The 25,496-nt window shown below is 48.2% G+C and carries 22 protein-coding genes; 13 read left to right on the plus strand and 9 right to left on the minus strand.

Translation table 11 applies throughout. The features are described from left to right. Positions 1–50: 50 nt before the first annotated feature. Together B3A20_RS03645 and B3A20_RS03650 are read right to left on the minus strand one after the other, a co-directional pair. A complete protein-coding gene (locus B3A20_RS03645; protein ID WP_290761953.1) occupies positions 51–1,322 on the minus strand; it encodes a hypothetical protein in 1,272 nt (423 codons plus the stop codon). Then, complete coding sequence (locus B3A20_RS03650) at positions 1,319–2,773, minus strand: hypothetical protein (RefSeq protein WP_290761956.1); 1,455 nt, start codon at positions 2,771–2,773, stop codon at positions 1,319–1,321. The genes B3A20_RS03645 and B3A20_RS03650 overlap by 4 nt, the downstream gene beginning before the upstream one ends. A gap of 130 nt (positions 2,774–2,903) precedes the next feature. Between B3A20_RS03650 and B3A20_RS03655 the strand changes: the two genes are divergently transcribed. Continuing rightward, positions 2,904–3,659 carry a YkgJ family cysteine cluster protein gene (locus B3A20_RS03655; protein WP_290761957.1) on the plus strand — a complete coding sequence of 252 codons (756 nt, stop codon included), beginning with the start codon at positions 2,904–2,906 and terminating at the stop codon, positions 3,657–3,659. Continuing rightward, on the plus strand, positions 3,656–4,444 hold the full coding sequence (locus tag B3A20_RS03660) for a hypothetical protein (RefSeq protein ID WP_290761959.1): 789 nt from the start codon (positions 3,656–3,658) through the stop codon (positions 4,442–4,444). Before B3A20_RS03655 ends, B3A20_RS03660 begins: the two co-directional genes overlap by 4 nt. Before the next feature lie 222 nt (positions 4,445–4,666). On the opposite strand, the gene B3A20_RS03665 is transcribed toward B3A20_RS03660, so the two are convergent. Both B3A20_RS03665 and B3A20_RS03670 read right to left on the minus strand, forming a co-directional pair. Next, complete coding sequence (locus B3A20_RS03665; protein ID WP_290761961.1) at positions 4,667–6,301, minus strand: transporter substrate-binding domain-containing protein; 1,635 nt, start codon at positions 6,299–6,301, stop codon at positions 4,667–4,669. 112 nt (positions 6,302–6,413) lie between these two features. Beyond that, positions 6,414–7,013 (minus strand): TIGR01440 family protein, encoded by a 600-nt coding sequence (locus B3A20_RS03670; RefSeq protein ID WP_290761964.1) that lies wholly within the window; start codon positions 7,011–7,013, stop codon positions 6,414–6,416. A gap of 150 nt (positions 7,014–7,163) precedes the next feature. On the opposite strand from B3A20_RS03670, the gene B3A20_RS03675 reads away from it, so the two are divergent. After that, positions 7,164–8,855, plus strand: coding sequence for a hypothetical protein (locus B3A20_RS03675; RefSeq protein WP_290761968.1), 1,692 nt, complete (start codon positions 7,164–7,166; stop codon positions 8,853–8,855). Between the two features lie 116 nt (positions 8,856–8,971). On the opposite strand, the gene lgt is transcribed toward B3A20_RS03675, so the two are convergent. From lgt to orn, 3 genes are read right to left on the minus strand one after another with little or no spacing between them, the layout of a single operon-like run. Then, the gene (lgt, locus tag B3A20_RS03680) at positions 8,972–9,841 is read right to left on the minus strand and encodes a prolipoprotein diacylglyceryl transferase (protein ID WP_290761971.1); all 870 of its coding nucleotides are present in this window, start codon (positions 9,839–9,841) and stop codon (positions 8,972–8,974) included. Positions 9,842–9,874: 33 nt separating this feature from the next. Then, positions 9,875–11,248, minus strand: a complete 1,374-nt coding sequence (locus B3A20_RS03685) for a penicillin-binding transpeptidase domain-containing protein (protein ID WP_290761974.1) — start codon at positions 11,246–11,248, stop codon at positions 9,875–9,877. Between the two features lie 4 nt (positions 11,249–11,252). Then, the gene (orn, locus tag B3A20_RS03690) at positions 11,253–11,792 is read right to left on the minus strand and encodes an oligoribonuclease (protein ID WP_349680063.1); all 540 of its coding nucleotides are present in this window, start codon (positions 11,790–11,792) and stop codon (positions 11,253–11,255) included. A gap of 252 nt (positions 11,793–12,044) precedes the next feature. Here orn and fabF point away from each other — a divergent pair, with 252 nt between their 5' ends. The 4 genes from fabF to B3A20_RS03710 all read left to right on the plus strand — a co-directional run bounded on the left by fabF (position 12,045) and on the right by B3A20_RS03710 (position 16,682). Further along, positions 12,045–13,289, plus strand: coding sequence for a beta-ketoacyl-ACP synthase II (gene fabF / locus B3A20_RS03695; RefSeq protein WP_290761980.1), 1,245 nt, complete (start codon positions 12,045–12,047; stop codon positions 13,287–13,289). Further along, positions 13,289–14,242 (plus strand): hypothetical protein, encoded by a 954-nt coding sequence (locus B3A20_RS03700; protein ID WP_290761983.1) that lies wholly within the window; start codon positions 13,289–13,291, stop codon positions 14,240–14,242. Before fabF ends, B3A20_RS03700 begins: the two co-directional genes overlap by 1 nt. 21 nt (positions 14,243–14,263) lie before the next feature. Continuing rightward, positions 14,264–15,670, plus strand: a complete 1,407-nt coding sequence (locus B3A20_RS03705) for a sodium-dependent transporter (RefSeq protein ID WP_290761986.1) — start codon at positions 14,264–14,266, stop codon at positions 15,668–15,670. Positions 15,671–15,944: 274 nt separating this feature from the next. After that, positions 15,945–16,682: a hypothetical protein gene (locus tag B3A20_RS03710; protein ID WP_290761990.1), complete on the plus strand. Its 738-nt coding sequence runs from the start codon at positions 15,945–15,947 to the stop codon at positions 16,680–16,682. A gap of 7 nt (positions 16,683–16,689) precedes the next feature. On the opposite strand, the gene B3A20_RS03715 is transcribed toward B3A20_RS03710, so the two are convergent. Both B3A20_RS03715 and hflX read right to left on the minus strand, forming a co-directional pair. Beyond that, the gene (locus B3A20_RS03715) at positions 16,690–17,307 is read right to left on the minus strand and encodes a phosphatidylglycerophosphatase A family protein (RefSeq protein ID WP_290761993.1); all 618 of its coding nucleotides are present in this window, start codon (positions 17,305–17,307) and stop codon (positions 16,690–16,692) included. A 230-nt stretch (positions 17,308–17,537) separates the two neighbouring features. Then, entirely contained in the window at positions 17,538–18,734 is a 1,197-nt protein-coding gene (hflX, locus tag B3A20_RS03720; protein ID WP_290761996.1) for a GTPase HflX, read from the minus strand. A 283-nt stretch (positions 18,735–19,017) separates the two neighbouring features. On the opposite strand from hflX, the gene B3A20_RS03725 reads away from it, so the two are divergent. The 6 genes from B3A20_RS03725 (at position 19,018) to B3A20_RS03750 (ending at position 25,490) form a co-directional block, all read left to right on the plus strand. Next, positions 19,018–20,640, plus strand: a complete 1,623-nt coding sequence (locus B3A20_RS03725) for an InlB B-repeat-containing protein (RefSeq protein ID WP_290761999.1) — start codon at positions 19,018–19,020, stop codon at positions 20,638–20,640. A gap of 214 nt (positions 20,641–20,854) precedes the next feature. Beyond that, on the plus strand, positions 20,855–22,267 hold the full coding sequence (locus B3A20_RS03730) for a glycine--tRNA ligase (protein ID WP_290762002.1): 1,413 nt from the start codon (positions 20,855–20,857) through the stop codon (positions 22,265–22,267). A gap of 200 nt (positions 22,268–22,467) precedes the next feature. Then, entirely contained in the window at positions 22,468–22,839 is a 372-nt protein-coding gene (locus B3A20_RS03735; RefSeq protein WP_290762005.1) for a DMT family transporter, read from the plus strand. 64 nt (positions 22,840–22,903) lie between these two features. Then, the gene (locus B3A20_RS03740) at positions 22,904–23,761 is read left to right on the plus strand and encodes an FISUMP domain-containing protein (protein WP_290762008.1); all 858 of its coding nucleotides are present in this window, start codon (positions 22,904–22,906) and stop codon (positions 23,759–23,761) included. Positions 23,762–23,763: 2 nt separating this feature from the next. Then, positions 23,764–24,156 (plus strand): hypothetical protein, encoded by a 393-nt coding sequence (locus B3A20_RS03745; protein ID WP_290762011.1) that lies wholly within the window; start codon positions 23,764–23,766, stop codon positions 24,154–24,156. After that, positions 24,153–25,490, plus strand: coding sequence for a hypothetical protein (locus B3A20_RS03750; protein ID WP_290762013.1), 1,338 nt, complete (start codon positions 24,153–24,155; stop codon positions 25,488–25,490). The genes B3A20_RS03745 and B3A20_RS03750 overlap by 4 nt, the downstream gene beginning before the upstream one ends. The last annotated feature ends 6 nt before the right edge of the window (positions 25,491–25,496 follow it).

Here is a 25,496-nt window from a genome sequence, read left to right on the forward strand (position 1 = left end):
TCCTTCCTACTTTCTACTTCCTACTTCCTACCGCGGCTTTGCCGCAACCACTAAAATCCTATGCTGCCTTGCACCATGTAGATACGGTTTTCGTCCTGGCCTGTGTAGTAACCGCGTTCTTCGCCCCAGGTGGCTGCTTCGATCGTAAAGAAGCGGAGTACCTCGAGCCCGACTCCCGCTGACGGGTAACCGCCTCTGAAACCGCCTGCAAGTCTGAGTGTAATAAAGCGAATTTCATTGTTGAGTCCCGGAATTGCGGCGAGCGTCTGTTCCAGTTCAAAACCGAAGTTCAAGTGCGTAAAGAACTTGTAGTTTCTGTCGGCATTGAACATATCGGCAAAATCTACGGCCACGTTAAATTTACGGCCAAAGCCCGTATTGCTGTTCATGAATTTCGGGCTGTAGTTTGCACCGATGGTAAAATTCGGAATCAGAGTCTCGCCGGCAAGCGATTTGAAGTAGATGTCGCGCAGTGATGCACCAAATCGCACTTCGCGGTTGAATTGGTAGAGTACACCGAGATCAATTCCGAAGGAGAATGTCTTGGAATCGAAGAAGTTGTCCGTGGCGTCGCTAGCCTGTTCTTTGAGCGTATCTACAATGGTACTATAGTTTGCAAGGCCGACAGTCACCATGTTTGTCTTGTGGCGCTTGACGATTTTACCGCCTAAACCGACAGATAGTTGATTCGGAATGATTTCGTAGGCGCCACCCATTTGGGCAACGGCATCAATCACAAATGTGTCAACGACTACATAGGGGAGGATAAGACCTGCATCAACGTATGGCGCCACACTTCCGTTCATCCAAAAAGCGGCTCCAAAGTTGTGGAAGGCGAGTTCCGCATCGAACTTGACTCTCGCTTCCATCGCCTTGTGGTCGTAAGAGTTGAGGGTCTTGACGTACTTTGGATTCTTTTGGAGCGAATCGAGGATGGCTCCTGTTTGGCTAGATACCTGAGGATGGTCCTTGGTTATCCTGTTTGCATCGTTCTGTGCGGCTCGGAACAAATCTTGAACGTCTTTCACATCACTATATGTTGAAAGAAACTTGAAAATGTCGCCTGCACCGCCAAAGGTGAGTCGCATGTCGCCAATCCAGTTGCGTGGATAGTAGCCTTGTTCTGGCCGTATATCGTAGTTGCCAAGCCTGTTGATTTGCGTTAAACCAGCGTAGTTGTAATGGATGGCTTCCTTGTCATCAACGACTGCGACGTGGGCGCCACCCATAGATTCTGCACGAAGCGAAAAATGTCTTGGAGACTTTGCCGAAGCGATTCCGAAAGCAAGTGCGAAAACTGCAAGTATTGTTAATTTATTCATTTTGCATTTCTCCCTTCGAACCACTTGAGGAACCTTTCATCGTCATAGTTCGTCCAGCACCCGCCAACCATTTCGGCGCGCTTTCTCCAGTCGAACTTTATGTTGTTGATATCCGTATCCATACGGATAAGTTCTTTATTTGTAATAAGGGAATTTATTTTGTCAGAATTAGTCTCGTTCTTGTCTTCGGAGAACTTGCCGTCATCGGCGAACGTGAAGTTAATCGTCGTTGTAAACTTGAACCTGTGGTTTTTATTTTCGTCGCGTTCGTCCGGGTCGTCGTAAATAAATTTCCATTCATCCGAATCTTGCGGTTGCCAGTATATCTCAAGACGCGTCGGGTCTTCCGGTCCGAATTTTCCGTCCATGTCGATATCGACCGCTTGGTAGCTTCCGATAAACTTTGTGGAATCGACCTGGGCCTTGGTCAAGTCGTATGTTTTGGAATTCTTGCTTGCTTCAACTAGGTCGTTGTAGTTTTGCGGTCTTTTTACGAGAACAACGGTGCGGTAATCGCGGGCGTCTTCGTCAATTTCTCCATCGCCATCGTTATCGAAGTTGTCTACAATTTCTTCGTCTACGCAACCATCGCCGTCATCATCGATGTGGTTACCGAATTTGAAGAATACGTCATTGCGGTCTTTTTCGATGCTTTGAGCTCTGTCGTTTAACTGGATGACTGTGTTTGCAAGACCGACGGAAATGTCGGCATAGTCTTCGTCATTAAAGTCCTGACGTGTGGAGTCCGGCAAATAAGCCTTGATGATTTCGGCGGCACTTTCTGGGGAGGCCTTGATGGCTTCGGCTGCGGCTGCCATGTCGTTCAAGAACGGCTTGAGGCTATCGCCGAGGTCGTTCAGCGTATTGAGGTTGATCATCATGCCGGAATTGTCAGCCGAGACTACGGTCGAAAGCTGCGTGTTCACGTTCCTGATGCGGAGGGCTGCCTTGGATAGCTGGAGAATGGTATAGCTGTCGGCTATTGTGCTGAAGCGGACTTTCTTGTCTGTCCGGTCAGTTGTGTCGCGGGCTACAAACTGGTTCAGGTAGAACATAACGGAATCGATGCCCCTGGCAATGGAATCGGCCTTTTCGTCACTCATGGTAAGGAACCCGTTGGTGGACTTCCCATTGGAGTCTTCGTGTTGCTGAGCGTATGAAGCAAGTTCGAATACGTTAATCCCGTCCTGCATTTTCAGAACCGTCTTGCAGAGTCCGATCCAAGCTTCGGAATAGCTGGAGTCTGCGCGGATAGCCTTGCCGAAAAACTTGCGCGCCGAGTCAAAATTGGATTTCTGGAATTCCAGGTATCCGTCGTGAGTTAGTGCCGCCGCGTCGTCACTGTCGGCATCTCGACTGCCTGTTGGGTGAAACAAGTTGCAACCGACGGTCCCTATAGACAGGGCGATTGCTAAAGGCCACATCCATTTGCCTTGCGAAACTTTTTTCATAGTGCCAGTCCTGAAAAATTTTTCTTTACTCCATGTAATAAAATAACTTCATTCTTGCAAAAATGAATAATTTGCTTTTTTTTATAGCTTGTTTTTACGGTATTCTCGTAAAAAAATATATTTGCGCACAATGAATGCTTATAAAGAGTATTTTCCGACGAAGGCTTACCGAATTGCCGAAATGCGACTGTCGACCCTGCTACGAGTGGAACGGGACCGCCTAGACGGAATTGCGGCCGCCTTGGGGCGTGAGTCCGCCATTGGTCCCGACAACTTGAAAGAACAGTTGCCGGAAATACTCAAGTTTACCGAAGCGTACCACTATGCGTACGACCAATACCTGAAGGCCGTGCTTGTGCAACAGCCGCGCCCAATCCAGTGTCGGCCAGCCTGTGGAAATTGCTGCCATCATTACCCGATGTCGGTCGAGCCATTTGAACTTATTTTCATGTACAGCGAACTGCGCAAGCGGGAAGACCTCCTTACGCTGATGGAAGCTTGCCAGATGCGTTCGGACAAGTTTGAGGCTCTGTTCGAGGCGCGCAAGGGTGAAGGACTTTCTGAAGATGATGCCGAAGACAAGGCTCTGCACGACTACTTCTCCTGGTGGCGGTCCTGCCCGTTCTCGAATGCGGTGGGGGATTGCACTGTTTATCCGCTAAGGACGGTCTCATGCCGCATGTACTTTAGCGAAACCGATCCACAGTACTGCACGCCCGATATGCTCCAGACCGAAAAGAACGATAGCTATATAGTTTATATGCCAGATGTTGTCGAAGATGCCGTGTACGGAATCTCGGAGCATTATGCGGCGCTTGACTTGCCGGAAAGCTTCTTTGGGGGGCTTTTGGCGCTGAATGGCTATGAAGGAGTGTTGGGCGCGTGAACGACGGGCAGTTGGACTTGTTCGGCTTTGTCGCTGAACCGGAAAAAAACGAAACCAGGGGCCCTTCTCCGGACTGCTCCGTCAACGGGCTTGTTCATTTTAAGTACAGTCCCTTAATGAAAAAGAGCATCCGTTGCAAGGGCGGTTTTCTGTTTGGGCACCCGGAAGTATTGCTCCCTGCATACATGAAAGCCCCTGAATTTGCGGCTGCGCGAGAGCTGGCAGCGGAGTGGGCTGAACATGCCATACGCCGTAAAACGCAGAAGAACAAGGCTATTATTAAGGACTTGGTCAATCGCTTTTGGCAGACTGTAGATCAGGTGTTTACAGACAAAGGTGAAAAACCGCTGGCAAGCAAGGGAAGGCTTCCGCCGATTCGTCCGCAAGGGGCGCACCACAATTTGACCGATGTGCTTGCCGCCATCAACAACACTTATTTTAACGGGGAACTCACTTGTCGAATCACCTGGAGCAATCGCGTAGGCGGACTCAGTTTCCATTCCGTGCGCAAGGACCCGGTGACCGGTGAAGATTTCCACCTGATAAGCATTAGTCGCGGGTACGATGCTGCAAATTGTCCTTTGTACGCAATCGCAGGTGTCGTCTATCACGAGTGCTTGCATATCGTGATCCCTGTCGAAGAACGTGAGGGACGCCGCATTGTGCATGGGCGAGAATTTCGTCAACGCGAAAAACGCTATATCTACTATGACGAATGGATCAAGTGGCACAAGGAGGTGCTGCCGCGCAACATCCGCGCCATGCGGCATCACAAGGCTATTTAGAACTTAGCTCGCTTCGCTCTTAGAACTTAGAGCTTAGAACTTAGAGCTTAGAACTTAGAACTTAGAACTTAGAACTTAGAACTTAGAACTTAGAACTTAGAACTTAGAACTTAGAACTTAGAACTTAGAACTTAGAACATTGCTCTTCTCTCTAAGCTCTGCCAACTAAGCTCTGCCAATTAAGTTCTGCCAACTAAGTTCTGCCGACTAAGTTCTGCCGACTTAATCAAATAATTCTTGAATTTTCTGGAATATATGGCTTAAGACACCGGTAGAGTCGCCGATTTTTTCGATGGAATGCTTTGGCGTGTGCACGACAATCACGGATTCGTTCTTGTCGTATGGAATCGAGAAATCTATAGAATTGCTGCGTTCTTCGGTAATGCTGATGGCTGCGATGCAGAGGTCGGTCTTTTCGTTCACGAGAGACGGGATAAGCACGTCAAAGTTCATGTCCGCAAACTTGATGTTCTTGTTCAGCATCTTGCCGATTGTGTACATGATGTCGATATCGATGCCCGAAAGTTCGCCCCACTGGTAAAATTCGTAAGGGGCGTAGAGCGCTTCTGTTCCGACGATAAGCGTGTCGCTGCCGACCCAGTCCTGCTTCATCACCCTGACGGCGGCCTTGTTCTTGGACCACTTGTCCTTAATCTTCTGGATTTCGCCTTTCTTTTGCAGAATGCTAATACAGGAGTCGATGCTTGCTTTGAGCGGGCTGTTCTTGCCCATGGCGATGCCGAATTCGTCCTTGTTCAAGCGGTCTTTGAGAATCGAGAAATCTGAATGGTGTCTGAGAATTGATTCGGCAACGGAATAGTCTACAGCGATTCCGTCGATATCGCGATTGTCCAATGCTTTTGTCATTTCGGGAATGTTTGTGAAGTACTGGATGCGCGGGAGCTTGATGAACTGCTGGACCTGCTCGTCGAGGGTTGTGCCTGTTTGAACCCCGACAAATTTACCGGACAAATCGGACAACTTGTAAATTTCGTCAGGCTTCTTGGGTTCAAGGTAAGTCATTTTTGGAACCTTGCTCAAAGTCGGTTCCTTATTGAAATCGTTGCGAACGACAAAGGTCGACTTAGCAATGTAGTATGGTTTTGAAAAATCTATGTCGTCCTGGAACCGTTCGTTTTTGTTGAATGCCGAGATGATAAGGTCTGCTTCGTTCTTCTTGAGGGCGGTGATTAGCTTGTTCCGGTCCTTTTTGATGATTGATGTCTTGATGTTCAGTTTCTCTCCGAGCAGTTTAGCAATGTCCATGTCGATGCCGACGATTTGATTGTCGCTTGTGAAGGAGAATGGCGGAACATCGGCGGATGTTGCAATCCTTAAAACTTGTTCGGACTCGAATTCCTTTGCGGGAATGAGCGAAATCTTGTTTACGTTGTTGTTCCAGTGCTCGTTGAGTTCGTTGAGCGAGCCGGCGGCGTTCAGGCTGTCGATAAGCCTGTTGATGATGCCTTTCAAGTCCGGGATGGCGCTATGCTTGTTCATGCCGATGACGAACTCTTCGGTGGCGGCGATATCATTTTCGATAACGGTAAGACCGCTCATGCTGTCGTTGAAGGTGTGGTGGAGGACTGTCTCGTTGTAAGCGAGAACGTCGATGTCGCCCACCTGGAGGGCAAAGTAGGCGGTTATCAGGTCCGGGTAGGTCTTGATTCTTGCTTTGGGAACCTTCGTGCTGATGATGTTTTGCAAGTCGGAGATTTCTTCGACCCCGATGGTGTAGTTAGATGTATTGGCTTGGGAAATCGAAGCTAGGGGTTCCTTGGTAAAACCTTTACAACCAGTGCAAATGGCAAAAAATGCGCCGAATAAAATAAATAGTGTTGCGGGTAACCTTGACATATATTTAAAATGTAAGAAAATAAAATGAAAAAGGAGTAATTTGAAACATTTTATTTGCAAAAAAAGCCTTGCATGGCGCAAGGCTGTATGGAACACGCTTTGGGGGCGTTTTCTAGAACTCGGGATACCCGTCCTTGAGCGCATCGTTGTAGTGAGCGCGTTCACCGCCGATGAACTTGGGGCGGGTGCGTGCGGCAATGATAATCGCCTTGCCGATGTGGTTCTGCTTTAGGCGCACGGGGACGGCGACTTCGCGGAGGTGCATGCCGATAAGGGTCCCGCCGATGTCGATACCAGCGTTTGCCTTGATATGCTCGAGCGCAACGGGAGCCTTGAAGCTTGCGTAGCAAGCGGTAGCAAAGGAGCCACCGGCTTTTGGCTGTGGAACGACGTTTACGATTTCAGCATTCGGGACGGCTTCGTGTTCGATGATGATGGCGCGGTTCAGGTGTTCACAGCATTGGGCGGCAATATAGATGCCTTTTGTGCCAAAGACGCTTTGAAGCCCGTCATAAATCGCTTTGCCGACTTCCGGGACGGAATGGCTCCCGACCTGGTTTCCGAGTGTTTCGCTGGTGCTGCAGCCGACAACGACGATATCGCCTTTTTTGAGGTGGGCGACTTCTGTGAGTTCTGCTGCGACATTCATGGCATCAGACTTGATTTGTTCAACAATGTTCTTGTCGTCAATTTCGTAAGTAATACCTGCCATTTTTAAAGCTCCTGTTAAATCGGTTCTAAAGATAGTCTTTTTTGCGTATTTGGGCAAAAATAGGGCAATTTGGAGCATAAAACTGAAGCCTTGCCGCACAAAAGTTCTTACATCAATGTATATTAATAATAAGAAACTTATTGGTTTTTTATGAGTGGAGAAATGGACAATCCTTCGAGCGTTGTTGGGCTCGACAGAAAGAAAATCAAGGAATTCTTTTTGCGCAAACTTCCTGATATGAAGGAAGCGGTTATTGACGCTATTATCGAAATTCTACCGAGCGTTCCACATTATCAAGAAGAAAACGACCATTTCACCTTCAGAATCATCATGGGCAACGGCAACCCGCCGATGGGCTGGAATCGCCGGATTTATGAATTTTCCGGGGATGCGCTTGAGAATTTGTTCAAGGAGCGTGTCAAGGCTTGCCTGAAGGATGTCATTCATTTTTGCAAGAGCGGCTGCGACTTGATTATCCAGCAGATGCCTGCGCGTGAAAAGTCGGAGATGTCCATTCAGGTCGGGGTGTTCCAGTCTGACCTTGGCAATGCGGGCGAGACGGAACGGTCGCTTCTCGAAAAGGGGTTCTTGCTGATTGAATGCGTGAACCGCTCCAAGATTTGTATAAACTCTCATACTCCTGCGGGTGTAAGCGACCATCTGCTTATCCGTTTTGACCTTGACGAAAACGAGTTTTCGGACAATTTGGAAGACAACAATCTGGAGTCATACCCGAAGGGGTTCTGGGCGGGTCTGTTCTCGCAAATCAAGAGGGAAGTCCACGGCACAATCTGCCTGTTTGTAGATCCGTCCTGGGATGGCAATGAAGACGAAAATTTCGATAGCGGAAAGATTGTCTTTGACGATTACAAGGAAATGCAGATCAAGCCGGATTCCATGCTAGATTCGCAGTCGTATCGCGACTTGTACGAGCAAAATTTTATCCGCAAGATGTTCATCTCGATGCTTAATTACGATGGCATTACGGTGATTGATACGAATGGCTGTGTGCGTGCATTCCACTGCTTTGTCTCCATCCACCGAGGTAAGTTTACATCGGGTGGCGCAAGGCACCGCGCTTATAGGGCTCTTGCTAATTTGTTCAAAGATAACGAGCTGTACAAGGCTCTTTACTTCCAGTCGCAAGAAGGAAACATCCGATTCTATCACAAGTTCCGCGTCTCTTCTTCGTTTGATTCAACTGTGATGGAGCCGGAGGAGGCGTTGGATGCCTGCGTAAATGCCTCGCTCAAAGTTTCCGAATGTGTAGACGGCAAGACTGCGGCTCTAGCTTCCGCTATCAATGCGGCTGTTTCGGACAATGTTGTTAATGACAATGCGGTTCTATCGGATTCTCTCAATCGCTTGCGCGACGCCCATTTGGGAATCGACAACTTCTACAACGAACCGAAGCCCGCCGAAGATTTGTTTAATGCGGCCCTCGTCATGACGGACGAGAACTGGAGCCAGGTAAATGTTGGCCGTGTTATTAACGTACCGCTAATTTGCTTGATCGGAAACTCTTACGGATACTCGACGAATGCCGAACCGTTCCTCAAGAATTTCTTGGAAAAGATTCCGCAGTCCGTCTGGAAAGCGTACATGAAAAACAAGTGCTACGAGGATACATCGCTTTCGTCAACGCTTGGTAGCAAGAATCAGGAAAACCAGTGGAGCAAGCTCATGAACGAGGTTGCTTCAGATGACGGTAAAACAGAAAAATACGTGACCGATGAACTGGCCGAGCATGTCAAGGCCGTCTACAAGAAGGTGAGCAAGCTTTTCGCTCAGAAGTTCGAAGAAGAACGAAACCTCTGGGAGAATCTGTTTAAAGGTTATTAGAGCTTAGCTCGCTTCGCTCTTAGAACTTAGATCTTAGATGTTAGAACATTGCTCTTCTTTCTAAGATCTGCCAACTAAGTTCTGCCAACTAAGTTCTGACAACTAAGTTCTGCCAACTAAACTTTTTCAGTTGCTTTCTTCTCTTTATAAAACAGATACACCATCCACGCAAGGCCGGCGAGAATCATCACGGAGCAGAGTGTCTGACCGCGGCTCATTCCAAAAAGGTCTACGCGTCCAAGGTGAGCGTCTGGCTTTCGGAAAAATTCAATGAAGAAACGGAACAGCCCGTAACCCATCAGGTAAAGGCATGGAATCTTGTCGTGGAGCTTTGGAATCTTGCGCAGGTTGTACAAAACGATAAAGAGCACAATGCCTTCAAAGAACATCTCGTAAAGCTGGCTCGGGTGGTGGAGAATCGGGTTTGCAAGTGTGCTGTCGTGGGCGAGCGGAAACCACATGCCAATAGCGCTGGTCGTTGCTTCGCCAAAGAGCTCTCCGTTGATGAAGTTGCCCCAGCGTCCCCAGGTGTAGGCAAGCGGTGCTGCAAGCATGGCGAGGTTCAAAGTCTTCCAAACGTCGAGCTTGTTTCTCTTTGCGCCGATGCAGAAGAAGATAATGCCAAGGATGAGACCGCCGTGGTACGACATTCCCGAAATCCCGACAAAGTGGTAGCCGAGGTCGTCGTGAACCATGGGAAATAAAATTTCGGTTGGGTTTGCAAGGTAGTAGCTAGCCTTGTAGAAAAACACGTAACCGAGGCGCGCGCCAAGTAAAATGCCCGCGATAATCCACGTGAAAATGTTATCGAGTTGTTCCTTGGTGTAGCCGAGCTTTTCTTTTTCGCTGATTTTCCACATGGTGATGTAGGCGGTCACGAACGCAAAAATGTACATGATGCCGTACCAGCGCACAGGGAAGCTCCCTAGCTGAAATGCGGTGCCGTCAAAATAAGTCGGTATTAAGTTCCACCAAGATAATTCCATAATAAACCTTTTTCTTTTGTGCTTAAATCTAAATTATTTTTTTAGACTAAGGTTTTGGTGCGCCCAGTAATTGATAACGGTTGCGGCCACTTGCGTAGCCGGTTGCGAACGAATTTCCTTGTGCATCTGCATCACGATAACGACAATGGATTTGCTCGGGTCTGCCTTGGATTCTGCAAAACCCATAAACCAGTCGTAACGGCCGGCGGGATCTGTCCCATCGAGGGAACCTGTCTTTCCGCCGAGGCGGAGGGCCTCGAAGTTCTTGCGAGCCATGTTCTTTGTGGACATGTGCTTGCGGGCGGTGCCCTGCGTTACTGAGCGGAGCATGGATTCACGGAGGCCGTAGTACGTGTTTTCGCTGAACTTTCCGATGTCGAGGGCAATCGGCTTTTGCGGGGCGAATGGTGCCATGTCGCGAGCCCATGGAATTTCAAGAGGCTTCTTGGTGAGGACTGCCCGGACTTGCGCTGCTGCAAGAAGCGGTGTAAGCGTTGTCGATGTGGTGAATCCGCAGGCGACTTCGGCAAGACCGTAACCTGTGTCCGGGGCGGTATAGCTTGATGCGTTCGGAACGTTCCCTGGGAAGCGCCTGTTGTAGCCAAGCTTTGCCGCGGCTGCGGTTAGGCGCTTTGCACCGATAGTTTTTCCGACGATTGCCATGGGCGGGTTTGCGGAACGGGCGAACGCTTCGGAGAGTTCCATCGTGGGGCCGTTGTATTTTTCGGGGACGCGGAGCTGGTTCAGGTAAAGCGTGTGGTGGCGTCCAATCATCGGAATGGGTGTGTTGAGCGAGTAACGGTTGCTTTCCATGGCGGCGGCAATCGTCACGAGTTTTGCAAGCGATGCGGCGGGGAAGGTGGCGCGCCCAATCCAGTCCGGCCTGTTCTGCACTTTGCCATCGCGGCGTTCGCCCCAGGCGATGATTTCGTTTGTCTTGGTGTTTACGACGAGGATGACGCCCAAATCCGGGTGGTAACGGCGTAAAAGAATGTCGATTTTGTCGGCGAGGGACGGATCCTTTTGCGACTTGATATGGACTGTATCGCGGACGTTGTCTGTGCTTTCGGATGTTGTGCTTATTGCGCTTGCATCATTTCCGACGGCGGTGTTGCCTGCGCTTTCGAAGTCTTCATCTTCGATGCCTTTCAGGGCGGCAAGACCGTTCGGGTTTTCGTTTGCTGGAACTTCGGCGTTGTACGATTCGTCGAAAGGATTTGTATCGCTTGGGGCTACCGCCTGGGCGAGTGTGTCTGCCGCTAATGCTTGTTGCTTGGCTGCTGCTTTGGCGGATTCTTCTGGATCGTCTTTGGAGGAACAGTGAACAATGGCAACAATAATCGTAATGAGGACGGTAATCGCAATGCAGCGGTTGCGCATTCTCTGGGCGTAGGGGAGTCTTTCCATAAAATTACTTGAAGATGGTCTTTCGGTAGTAGGCGAGTTCGGCGATGCTTTCGCGGATATCGTTTAAGGCTTCGTGGCGTTTTTCTTTCTGAAAATCTTCGAGGTTCGGGTACCAGCGGTAAGAGAGTTCCTTGATGGAACTCACGTCGATATTCCTGTAGCAGAGCCATTCCGAAATTTCGGGCATGTACTTGTACAAAAAACGCCTGTCCTGCGTGATGGAATTTCCGCAGAGGATGTTCTTTCCTTTTTCGGTAAACGGCTTGATGAATCGGAGCGTCTCGAGTTCGGCGTCCTTGAGGGAATACTGCGAACGGCGACAGCGGTCCACAAGTCCGCTCTGGTTGTGGTGCCGCGTGTTCCATTCGTCCATGCTTTCGAAAACGTTTTCGGGCTGGTGGATGGCAATGACGGGGCCTTCGGCGAGAATGTTCAAGTTGGCGTCGGTAACAATGGTTGCAATTTCGAGAATGACATCTTTTTCGGGAAAGAGGCCTGACATTTCCAGGTCCATCCAGACTAAATTTCGGGAGCTTTTTGGCATACGCGCGAATAATAGCATTTTTTTGATCCGACGTTCCCGCCGGAACCTGTCCCGACCTATGGCTATTGACCAACGACTAATAACCGGCTGTAAGTCTTGTGTAATGAAAATAAAAGAAAATTCCATATATATGGATTAATTCTCAGAAAGTTAAGAAAAACGCATAAGAATTATAATTTTTTGCTACAAATAGTCTTTTTCTTTCAACACTTACGAAAATGTTACCGTTTTTTTTATTATATTTGGCGCATTATGGAAAATGTTGTTATTACAGGTATGGGCTGCGTTTCCTCTCTCGGAAACTCCCCCGAATTATTGTGGCAGAACTTGCTCCAGGGTAAGTCTGGCATTGCTCCCATTCAGCGTTTCGACGCTTCCGCTTACACTTCTCGCATGGCTAGCGAAATTCGTGAGTTCGACGCTTCAGAAATCTACAGCACCAGAGACCAGTCCAGGTTCTCCCGCTGCATCCAGTATGCCGTTTACTCGGCATTCCAGGCCTTGAAGATGGCCGGCATCGCTCCGGAAAACGAAAATCCGGAACGTTGCGGTGCTATCATTGGTAGCAGTATCGGTGGTTTGCAGTATTGCTATGATGCCGCTGTGGCTCTCAGCAATCGTGGTCCGTCCCGCGTTTCTCCGTTCTATATTCCGATGGCTATCGTGAATATGCCGGCTGGTGAAGTTTGCAACAAGACTGGCTGGATGGGTCCGTCCTACACGGTCACTTCCGCTTGCGCAACTTCCAACCACTCCATCGCCAATGCCTATGACATGATTCGTCTCGGCCGCTGCGATGTGATGCTCGCTGGTGGTGCCGACGAAACGGTGAACCCGCTCAGCCTCGCTGGCTTTACCAGCATGAAGGCCGTCAGCAAGCGCAATGACGCTCCGGAACAGGCTTCCCGCCCGTTCGATAAGGATCGCGATGGCTTCGTAATCGGTGAAGGCGCTGCAGTCCTCGTGCTCGAAAGCGAATCTCACGCTAAGGCTCGTGGTGCAAATATTCTCGCCCGTATCGCTGGTGTCGGTGCAAGCTCTGACGCTCACCACATCTCCGCTCCGCGTCCGGATGGCAAGGGTGTGATGCTCGCAATGGCCAACGCCATGAAGGAAGCTGGCATCGAAGCTAAGGATATTAGCTATATTAATACTCACGGTACATCCACACCGCTCGGTGACATTGCAGAATGCTCTGCCATCGAAACGCTCTTCAAGCAGTCCTCTGCATCGGCTCTCGAAAACCTCAAGGTTAATTCGTCCAAGTCCATGATCGGCCACTGCCTGGGTGCTGCAGGTGCTCTCGAATCCGTCGTGACCATCATGTCTGTTATGAATCAGAAGATCCATGGTACACTCAACGTGTTCGAACAGGATCCGGCAATTCACCTTGATGTCTGCGCAAATGGCGCCGTCAACCAGAAGATTGACTACGCTATGAGCAACGGCTTTGGCTTCGGAGGCCAAAATGGAGTTATCATTTTCGCGAGGAATTAATGCGTAAGGCCAACAGTTCTGCTATTGGCTTACTCGCGTTTGTGCTTATGCTGTCGCTGGTGTTCCCGGCGGCAGCTTTGTCGTCTCCAGGGGATCCGCTCACGTGGCGCGATTCCACTTGGGATTACCGAAGTGAAGATCCTACGGATGTAAAACCCGAAATTGAACCCGCTAAGCTTTTTGGCGTGGCGTCACTCACTTTGATTGCCTATGGGGCGGCTTATGGGTTTGTCTTTGAAAAAGGCTGGTGGGATGATGAACGCACCCATTTCCATTTTGAAAATGACTTTGATTATGCGCTGAATTTGGACAAGTTTGGCCATTTTGCGGCGGGTGTAGTGCTGGCGGAAGGCTTTTACGAAGGTTATCATTGGGCAGGTGCGAGTGAGTTCCAGTCTTATTTGTTTGCTGGGCTTTCTGCCTTGGCGACCCATATCGCGATCGATATCAAGGATGGCTTTGCTCCGTCGTGGGGCTTTAGCGTTTTTGACGTGCTTTCGGGCGGCCTTGGCGGATTCTTGCCGATGGCAGAACGTTATGTGCCCATTTTCAAGTATGTGGACCTCAAATGGAGTTATTGGATTAATTCCAATGCCTATTATGACATGGAACATGCGGCTTCGGGTGGTGTATTTACGGATGACTACGTGAATCAGACGTTCTGGCTTTCGATAAAGCCCTACAGGCTTTTGCCGGAATCGGCTCGCAAGTATTATCCGAGTTGGCTCGCCATTGCAATTGGTTTGAGTATAGATGAAAAAGTGTTTACCGATGAACCGCATCCTCGTCGTGAGGTCTATATCGCTCTCGATTATGATTTGGAGGCTTTCCGTCCGCAGAGTCGCCTGGCCCGTACAATCATTAAGGCGCTGAACTATTTCAAGTTGCCGGCGCCGACGATTCAGGTGTATCCGGAATTCCATTGGTATTTGCTCTATCCGATAAAATTCTAGAATTGGCGTAAGAGGTAATTTATGAACGAAAGAGAGAATTTTAAATCCCGCTTAGGTTTCATTTTGATTGCAGCCGGTTGCGCTATCGGGCTTGGCAACGTTTGGCGTTTCCCGTTTATCACGGGACAGTATGGCGGTGCCGCCTTTGTGCTGATTTACCTCTTTTTCCTCTTGATTTTTGGTTTCCCAATTCTCGTGATGGAATTTGCTGTTGGCCGTTCTGCTAAGCGTGGCGTGGGCCGTTCGTTTGCCATTCTTGAAAAGCCTGGGCAAAAGTGGCATTATGCGGGTATCCCGATGATTGCCGGTAACTACCTCCTGATGATGTTTTACACGACGGTGACAGGGTGGATGCTCTATTACTTCTACCGTATGGTGACGATGGGCGACCTCATGAAGATGACGCCTGCAGAAGTCGGTGCTGAGTTTGGCAAAATGCTCGGGAATGGTCCTTTGCTCTCGTTCTGGATGGTTGTGGCGACTTTTGCTGGGCTTTCGATTGTGGCGCTTGGACTCCAGCGCGGTGTGGAACGCATCACGAAGACGATGATGTCTGCGCTCCTTGTCATTATGCTCATCTTGATGGTCCGCGCGCTCACGCTCCCGGGGGCAGGCGAAGGCCTCAAGTTCTACTTGTTGCCGGACTTTGCAAAGCTCAAGGAAGCAGGGATTGGCGAGGTCGTGTTTGCGGCTCTTGGCCAGTCGTTCTTTACGCTTAGCATTGGCATTGGCTCCATGAGCATTTTCGGTAGCTACATCAAGAAGAAACATTCGCTTTTGACCGAAGCGGCTCATATATGCGTGCTTGATACAGGTGTAGCTTTGATTGCTGGGCTTATCATTATTCCGGCGTGCTTTGCGTTTGGACTCAAGCCGGATGCAGGTCCGGGGCTTATTTTTGCAACGCTCCCGAACGTGTTTGCGCAGATGCCTGCGGGTCGTATTTGCGGTGCGGCGTTCTTTCTCTTCATGTCTTTTGCGGCTCTTTCGACGCTTGTGGCTGTGTTCGAAAACATTATCGCTTACTGGATGGATGTGCGCAATGTGGAACGCAAGAAGGCGGTGAAGTGGAACTTTGTCGCAATTACGATTTTGTCGCTCCCGTGTGCGCTCGGCTTTAACGTGCTTTCGGGCTTTGAACCGTTTGGTCCGGGAAGTTGCGTTCTGGATTTGGAGGACTTCCTCGTTTCGAATACGTTGTTGCCGTTGGGTTCGCTTGTGTTCGTGTTGTTCTGTAATTCCCGCTATGGCTGGGGGCAGTTCAAGTTTATTTCTGAAGCGAATTTGGGTGTGGGCATGAAGTTTCCGAAGTTAAAGATCTTGCACCTTTACTTCAAGTGGGGCTTGCCGATTATCATTTCCGTGATTTTTGTGCTCGGGTACATGCAAAAGTTCGCTCCGAGCTTGTACAACAAGATTTTTGAGTAATTAGTGGTTGCAGCTACGCTGCCAACTCTTGTGGCTTAGAAGTGGGCCTGCAAGCATTCCCGTTTCGTTCGCCTTAGCGAGTTGTGGTGGTTAGGAAAAAAGCTATTCTCGTGTCCATTGTCATGCCGGCCACGGTGCCGGCATCGCCTTTTTACCGCCTGTACGGCCTTATTGCTTTTGGTCGGGATGTTTATAAGAACATCACTTTTTGTACAAAGTTTTGTATAGATTAAAGACGGTTCGTTGTTGAATTGCGTTTATCGAGGGCTGTGATATGTTTCGCGTTTTTGGATTCGTTCTGTTGTTTGCCGCTTTTGTTTTCGCTCAAGACGAAAGCGTTAGTGATTATGAACGTTGGATGCAAGCGAAGACGCACCGCGATAGCGTCAGGAATGCGGAACGGATTCAGAAAAAATCGGTCCCGTTCGATTTCTTAGTCGGAATGACACTGAATGTGGGTTTTAAAGTTATCAATAACGAAAAGCAGTTGAGCCGTTACGAAAAGGTTGAACGGGTTGTCTTTTTTGAGGGTGCTTTTTTTCAGGTGGGAGCGTCTGTTCAATGGCCTTTGCTACAATACAATTTGGCGGTAAGGCTTGGCGTGCTGTTTGAATATGCTCCGTTGTTTTTGTCAGAACCTCTATACATTGAAGACGGTAATGGGGAAGACAAGCGTGTTACCGATGGCGGCTTGTCGCAGGGGCGGATTGCATTCCCGATTCTTTTTGCTGTCAAGCCGCGGTCTAGCTTTGTGTCGTTCGAGTTTGGTCCTCAGATTTCCATACCGCTTTTCGATAATTTGGAGTTAGATGGTGCTCGTGATAGGGAACTGGACTCGTCCATGGAATTTAGCATGCTTTTGGGCGTGGGTTTCCGCGTCAATGGACGAATCTATTTAGACTTGCTTTTGGATGCCAAGTTCTATCACAAGTATAACGAACGCTTTGCTGATGGTTTGGCCGATTGGTCTTCGGTCGCTATCAAGGCTGGTGTGACGTTTAATCCGTTTTAGTTATATATCAGGAAAATGATAAAGCGTAGATGCCGACGGCACTGAGCCAGAGTAGGATTCCAGAATAAACACCGCCGAGCAAGTCATCGGCCATGACTCCCCAAGCACCGGGGAGTTTTTCCATTTTATGGATGCCGAGGGGTTTTAAAATGTCGAAGAATCGGAAAAGTCCGAACGCAATCGCTAAAAACCAAGGGTGGGCAACGATTATATCGGTAGGGAAGAAGGCGAGTGCCATGAAAATCCCGCAGACTTCGTCAATCACAATCCAGCCGGGGTCTTCAGTGCCGGTATCCTTCATCGCTTTTTTCACGAAGGGAATGGCGGCAAAGAATACGAATAGGGCGGCGATAAGAAAAAATAAATTGATTGGAAATTCGCTTTGCGTTTTGCTTATATGCAGAGGTAAAGACAGGCTTTCTTTCCCGTTAAAAAGATGGCTGGCTAGGACCGCCATGGGGTAGGCGACAATCGCTGCGGTGAGGCTTCCCATGGTACCGGGGGCCTTCGGGCTCATTCCCGAGCCGAAAAACGTCACGACGAGGGTGGTGAACCAGTCCGTTTTGCGCCATTCGTGCGGAATGCGCTTCTTGCCATACTTTTCTTTAAGTTCTTCTCGATTCATGGTTGATAGTTATTAGTCAATGGTCATTAGTCGTTGGTTTTTAGGTTTTGGGCTATGGGGTATGGGCTCGGTCGACTTCGTCTCCCTTTGGGGGGTGGTCGTTTGCTCAAAGCGAAGCGTGCTCAATAGCGTGCAAAACGAGTGTCGCAGAAAATGCTTGCATATTCTATGACCGAGTGCAGCCGCGGACGCTGGAAGCGTCAAAGGAGCTTCAGCTCCGTGCTCATACCTCATCCCCCTACCTCCGGCCACGGCATTTCTGCAATTTCCTTTTCTTTTGCTTCGGCGGCGGCGCGTTTTTCGTGCCAGCGTTCGAGCTGTTCCTTGAAGGCGGCGCGTAAGCGCTCCATGCCGATGTTCTCTTTTGCGCTGATTTGGATGGCGTCAGGATAGTTCTGCAAGAGCTCTGTGCGGCGCGCTTCGCTTGCGACTTCGACCTTGTTGAAAACGCGGAGGCGCGGCGTATCCTTGTCGATAATGCTTTCGAGCGTCTTGTGCGTGACTTCCAAATGATCGCGGTAGTCCGGGGCGCTTCCGTCAACGACTTCCAAGATGCAGTCCGCATGGGCGGCCACGCCGAGCGTGCTCTTGAACGTTTCAATCAAGTTGTGGGGGAGCTTGCGGATGAATCCGACCGTATCGGAAAGGATGATGTTTTCGCCATCGAGGAATAGCTTTCGCGTGGTGCTGTCGAGCGTGGCAAAGAGTTTGTCTTCAACATACACATCAGCACCTGTCAAGCGGTTCGTAAGCGTAGACTTGCCTGCGTTCGTGTAACCGACAATGCCAACTTGGAAAATATCATTTCGTTTATCTGCTTGCTGCTCGCGGGCGTCTTCGATTTTCTCCAGCTTTTTCTTGAGTTCCTGGATGCGCTTGCGGATCATGCGGCGGTCCGTTTCGAGCTGCGTCTCGCCCGGCCCCTTGGTGCCGATGCCGCCATTGTGCTGGCGGCAAAGGTGCGTCCACGCACCGGTGAGTCGCGGCATCATGTATTGCAATTGCGCTACTTCGACCATCAGGCGGCTTTCTGCCGTGACGGCGTGCTTTGCGAAAATATCGAGAATAAGTCCTGTGCGGTCGAGAACCTTGATACCGGGCATGCGTTCTTCAAGATTGCGGACTTGAGAACCTGAGAGGTCGTCGTCAAAAACGACCATCTTGGCGTTGTCTTCTTCGAGAGCGCGCTTGACTTCGCCCACCTTGCCTTCGCCAATGAGCGTTGCCGGGCTAAAATTCTGAACGCGTTGCAAAAAACTACGTGTAACGTATGCACCCGCTGTTTCGGCGAGGCGGCCAAGTTCTGCAAGCTGTTCGCCAGCAAGCCACGGACGAATTTTGGGTGTGGCGATGCCCACTAGAATGCATCGTTCCTGTTCTTTCTTGTTTTCGACCGGCTTCGAGCCTTTTTTCTTAGGTTCTTCCATATTTTCTGATTGCTGAAACTGACTAGAAATATATCAAAATATAAAAGTATTTTTTGTCTGCAAAAATGGAATTTTGATGAATCTATTGTAAAAGACTGTAATGGTTTGTTTACTTAATCTGTGGAATCTTGAAGCTTCAAGGAATAAAAAATGTCATTTTTTTAGTTTTTTTCAAAGTTTATTTTGCATATAAATTCCTTATTTGTAATATTTCGTTAATTGTGATATATTGCACATCAAAAAACATATACTAAATTTGAGAATACAAAAGTTAGGGATTTGTATGAGGAAGAAAATCTGCCTTGGAATGGGGGCGACGCTTGCGTTCGCCATGAGCGTTTATGCTCAAAATTATAAAATCAACAAAGTCGGAAACGATGAAGAAAAATCGTTTAACGTCATGCTAAACCAAGCTGTTGTTAGCGAAGCGCCTATGGGATCTTGGCTTGATATAGCTCCAATCATTCCCGAAGGAAAAGTCTTTGTAGGCTTTACTGTTTACGATGAATACGGTGATGCTTACAATCAGCGAAAAGTTTCTACAGCAGAAAAAACGGATTCAAAGTTTTTAATGCCGGCACATGATGTCTTTGTTTCGGCTTCGTTTGAATCTTTACGTTATTATCTTACTGTAAAGAATACGGATAACGGAAATATAACGCTTTCATTTAATGACCGTTATCGCGATCGTACTAAGCCCGGCGTGAAGGTGACGGTGAATCCGAATCCGGCTAATGGCTATAAAGTGGCATCGGTTAGCGTGAGTCGTTCTCTAGACTCCAATGCTGTTGTGCCTTGCGTTGCTGTTGAACCTGGTTCCGCTATAAATCCTGGAATGTGGGGTATGGGTAGCACTGCTGTTGAGGGAAGTTGCTCTTTTGATATGCCTAATTTTGATGTCGAAATAAGCGCTACTTTTGTTGCAGAGTCCGCCGATCTGTCCTCCTCAAGTGTGGAAGTAGTTTCGTCAAGCAGTGAAACGCTTGCCTCGAGTTCTAGCGTTGAGCTTTCTAGTTCTTCTGAAACGCCTTCTTCGTCTAGCGTTGCGCTGTCTAGCTCTAGCGAAATTCTTTCAAGTTCTAGCGAAGTTCAGTCCTCTAGCAGTTCTGTAGTTGCATCGAGCTCAAGCGTTGCTCCTTCCAGCTCATCTGTGACGCCATCGTCATCTAGCGCAACTCGCTCTAGCTCTAGTGTGGCTCCTGTATCTTCTAGCAGTGTCAAGTCTGAACCTTCGAGCAGCTCGAAACCAGCTTCTAGTTCTTCTGTCAAGCCGGCTTCTAGCTCTAGCGCAAAGGCTGTATCGTCTAGCAGCGTTAAGGCTTCTTCGAGCAGTGCCAAGCCTGCGTCTTCAAGTAGTGCGAAGGCTGCATCGAGTTCTTCTGCAAAACCGGCATCTTCTAGCTCAAGCGCAAAGGCTGCTTCGTCTAGCAGCGTTAAGGCTTCTTCAAGCAGCGCTAAACCCGCATCATCGAGCAGCAAAAAAGCGGCCTCTTCTAGTTCGAAGAAGGTTGAATCGAGCTCTAGTGTGATTCCGGATATTGTTGTCGAAGCTGTGGGTACAGAAGAAGATATGCCGAGCTGTACGGTAAAACGTGAAAACATGACTTATTATATTACTGAATTGAAAACTGTATTTGTATGTAAATCTAGAATTTGGACAAAGTTTAATCCCGGCATGGGCTTAGAAAAAAATGCGCCTGTTGCAAAATTCTCTGCACTGGTGAACGGGCGCCAACTCCAAATTGCGGGTGCTAAAATCGGTGCTGAAGTTAATTTACTCGATATGCAAGGTCGTGTGATGTACAATAGTCGTGTGAATACGGCGAACTTCTCGATGTGTGTTCCTCGTAGCGGGTTCTATGTGCTCCGCATCGGTACGCAGCAGAGAATCATAAACGCTCGATAAGAAAATAGATATAAGACTCCCTGAGTAAACAGGACCCTGCGCAAGTAGGGTCTTTTTGCATATTTTCTAACCACTAACCACTTCCTACTTCCAACTGAATCTTTCCTGCTGTATCCTTTTTTTCTATCTTTGCACCCGTCAGGGCCTATCATCCAGGTAGGTTCCTAGTCCGGCCAAAACATGCCTCATGGGCACGGCCGATAAAGGATATATAATGGCAAAGAAAGTTCAGGATGCCCTCAAGGACATCATCTCCCTCTGCAAACGCCGCGGCTTCATTTTCCCCGGCTCCGAAATTTACGATGGCCTCGCCAATACTTGGGACTACGGTCCGTATGGCGTGGAACTCAAGCGCAACATCAAGAATCTCTGGTGGAAGAAGTTCGTGACTTCCCGCCACGATGTGCTTGGTCTCGATAGCTCTATTCTTTTGAATCCCCGCGTTTGGAAGGCTTCTGGCCACGTGGGTAACTTCTCTGACCCGCTCGTGGACTGCCTCGCTTGCCACGAACGTTTCCGCGCTGACCAGCTCCTCGAAGAAAAGCTCGGTGAAGGTTGCTGCGCTGGCAAGAATTTTGACGAAGTTCACCAGATGATGGTGGACAACAAGATCGAATGCCCGACTTGCGGCAAGACCGATTGGACAAAGCCGCGTGCTTTCAACCTCATGTTCCAGACTGAAATCGGCGTGATTGAAGGCGAAGGCAACAAGGTCTATCTCCGTCCGGAAACCGCTCAGGGTATCTTCGTGGACTTCCGCAACATCGTTGACAACGTCCGCCCGCGCATTCCGTTCGGTGTCGGTCAGATCGGTAAGTCTTTCCGTAACGAAATTACTCCGGGTAACTTCATCTTCCGTACTCGCGAATTCGAACAGATGGAACTCGAATACTTCTGCGAACCGGGTACTGAACTCGATTGGTACAACTTCTGGCGCAAGTACTGCTTCGAATGGCTCGTGAACGATCTCGGCGTGAAACGTGAAAAGCTCCGCCTCCGCGAACATGCCAAGGAAGAACTTTCTCACTACTCCAACGGTACCACCGACATCGAATACGAATTCCCGTTCGGTTGGGGCGAACTCTGGGGTATCGCAAGCCGCACGAACTACGACCTCACGCAGCACCAGAATGAATCCAAGGTCAAGCAGGAATACATCGACCCGGTCCAGAACAAGCGCTACATCCCGTACGTTGTCGAACCGTCTCTCGGTGTGGAACGTTTGCTCCTCGTGCTTCTCTGCAACGCTTATGAAGTGGAAAAGCTCGAAAATGACGAACGTACCGTTCTCCACTTCGATCCGAAGGTCGCTCCGGTCAAGGTTGCCGTGCTTCCGCTCGTGAAGAAGGGCAAGGTCAAGGAAAAGGCCGAAGAACTTTATCAGAAGCTCCTCAACCGCTGGAACGTCGAGTACGACGAAACGCAGTCCATCGGTAAGCGCTACCGCCGTCAGGACGAACTCGGCACGCCGTTCTGCGTGACCGTCGACTTCGATACTGTTGGCGAAGGTGAATCCGATCCGGCAAAGCTTGGCTACGTGACTGTTCGCGAACGCGACTCCATGAAGCAAGAACTCGTCGCTATCGACAAACTCGAAGCTTACCTCTTCGAAAAGCTCGGCTGCTAAGGCAACGCAAAGGGAACCTCATGGTTCCCTTTGGAATCTTTCCTAGAAATAAGCTCGGCTGCTAAGGTTAGACGATAGAACGGCCCTTTGGGCCTACAGGCGAGAGACGAATGATTTATAGCGGCGCTTCGCGCGTTCTCTTATAGTTTTCTTCTCTCGTCTCTCGTCTGAAAAGAATCCGTTCATTGCGGGTTCTTTTTTTGTATAAAATTTATTATTTTGTAGTAGAAGGAGATGTAAAATTGTATTATTTGGTACTTTTGCTTGCAATTGTCTGTGAAACAGCTGGAACGACTTTGCTTAAAATGTCGGAACAGTTTACGCGTGTTGTGCCAACGGTTGCATCACTGCTTTGCTATGTGGCGGCCCTCTATTTCTTGAGCGTATGCCTAAAAACTATTCCGATTGCGGTTGCTTATGCAATTTGGTCCGCTCTAGGGGTTGCTTTTATTACGATAATCGGAATTGTGGCTTTTAAGCAGGTTCCTGATATTGGGGCTTGCATTGGGCTACTTTTGATTGTTTCAGGTGTTGTTGTGTTAAACTTGTTCTCGAAAATGGATGTGCATTGACGATCCTTTTGAGGACTTTGTTGAAATTTTCTAAATTTTTCTAAAATTGGTACAAGATAACTCTATGAAAGTACAACATTTTATTCCCTTAATCTGTTCGCTGGTGATCGGTTGTCATACTGATAGCGGCGTCAGTCCCGCGCCTTATCTTTCGAATATATCGCCTTCTTATCAATGCAGTAGAGGCGATATGCCTGATTGCACCAAAGAGAGGGAAGGCATGGCCGTTGCTTTTATTTCGTATTCACCAGGAAAAGTTATGGTCTGCTCCGATGGAATGTGGACATATCTTAAAGATATATCTTACGATGATGCAAGAAAACTTCCTAAGTACGATCGTAAAGCGGAGGACGCTTCCAAAATTCTCGTGGAACGGGGCTCTGTTACTGATTCACGAGATGGACGAACCTATAAGACCGTAAAAATAGGGTCGCAAACTTGGTTTGCCGAAAACCTGGAGTACGGTTATGAAGGTTATGAGGATTACTATAGCTTATGCTTTATCACGTCTGGGTCCAGGGGCTGCCTTTATACTTGGGAAGACTTGAACGATATCGGTTTTTCCCGAAATGGAGTTTGTCCAAGCGGATACCACGTGCCCTCTAAGGAAGACTGGAATTTGCTGATAGAAACTGCTGGTGGCTATCAATACGCAGGCATTGCGCTCCAGGCGGATGATGGTTTTTCAAAAGACTCTTATAGTTTTTCTGTCTATCCGTCGGGTTACTACGATTCCGATGCTTCTTATATTAGGGATCGATATTCATTATCGAATGAAATTGCACCGTTCTGGACGTCGACCAGGGTGGAATATAGCAATAGCAACGCGTTCTCAGTATTGTTCAATAAAGGTTCATCAGACGTCAGTATCCGTAAGGCCGTTGTTTCTGATGGTTATGCCGTTCGTTGCCTGAAGGATTGATTATGAAAATGAAATTATTTCTTTTGCTTTCAAGTGCTTTTATTCTGGTGGCGTGCGGTTCCACACCGCATACTTTGGTCGAATCTTCTGTGAAGTTCCAACCGCTTTCGCAAGATGACTTGGTGCGCATTGTCGATGCCACTGAAATTCCCGTGATTCCCGAAAACAGCAAGTATTTGGGAACGATGCAGACGGAAGGTTCTGCTGATTGTTCTGTAGAAAAAACGGCTCAGTTGATGATTGAAAAAGCTCGCTCTCTGGGGGCTAATATGGTTTATATCAAGAAGGTGCAGACGATTAACTTTGTTTATTCGACCGGTATGTTTACTTCGTCTAGACAGTGCAATGTCGCATTGGTGGATTATTTGAACGTTGAAGAATGGGGTGCAAAATGAAAAGTTTGATTACTGCGATTTCTTTTGTGCTCTCGGCTTCTGCGTTTGCTGCAAATTCTGCATTGAGTGATTTTGAACGCTCTTTGCTGAATGATAACAGCGCTGCAAAGAATGAATCTTCTGCTGTTAGCGATTCGTCAGGTAGTTTTGAACAGTCGCTGATGAATGAGAGCGGCTCTGAAATGGAGCCCATCTATAGAGCGCGCGAAGACTTGCTTGAGGCTGTCCGAGTCAAGGATACGGCTGCGGTCTCGCTTAAAATCGCGCAACTCGATGGCATGCAATCTTATTCGATAATCCCACTTCACGATACTGAAAAGTTTTGCATTTATAAAGACTTGAAAATGCTCCGTGCTTTGCTAAAAATGCTCGTGCAACATTATAAGTCCTCTTATGATTTCAACAGATTCGAAAATGCAAGGTATGCTGAAAATGACGGGCTTATGATTTATATAAAGGAATATCTTGATAAGCACAAGATGACTCCCAGCGAAGTTGATGAATATGAATCAGTCATTGACCGTTCTTACTTGATTACTGCTGAAAAAACTGAACTGAAGCTCTTGATGCATCTTCAGTTTGCTTATAAAGACGAGCGTGAAGAAGGTGTCACAAGAAATTATGCAAGAGAATTTATTGAAAAATTCCCAAATCATCCGGATAAGCAGTGGGTTGAAAATAGTATCCTTGCTCCATTAAATCGTATGGATGTCAGTGACTTGTATTTTTCGGCCCTCACAGAAAATAAAGAATCTGTGATTCAAAATAAACTATATACTGGAGGCTTTGGCTTAAATCTCTATGTTACTCCCGGCGTGGGTTTTGGCTTTGGTGACTATTATCGCGAAGACCTGGTAAATCCAGAAAGCTATCCGTTGAATTTTGAACTTTATCTACAGATTAAGCGAGTGTCTGTTTCGTTTGAAATGATCAATACGGGACACGAAGGTCTTATGAATTTAGGTTTTGCCATTGGCTTTGTTGCCTATGATAGCCGTTATTTCAAGATTCGTCCGTATTTGGGCCTCTTTGGAAATATTTTCAATGGCGATGTTAAGCATGCTTTCTATTACCCGAAAGAGGATGATTATGGAATGTTGGCAGATGAATCTTACGAGTTCCAGGAAATGGGAACTACGATTAAGGTTGGTGCGAATTTTGACTTTAAATTTGGAACCGCATATTTGTTCTTCTCGGATTCCAAGCTTGTTTCGTTCTCGCTTGTTGGCAATGTTGGATTGTCCTATATGGACTTGAGTGATGGGGAACCTCTTGTTCGTGGTTCTGGCTTGGATGCATTTATTGCCGTTGGATTGGGTGTTTATTTTTGGTAGTTTATA

The sequence above is a fragment of the Fibrobacter sp. UBA4297 genome (assembly GCF_002394865.1).
Taxonomy (GTDB): domain Bacteria; phylum Fibrobacterota; class Fibrobacteria; order Fibrobacterales; family Fibrobacteraceae; genus Fibrobacter.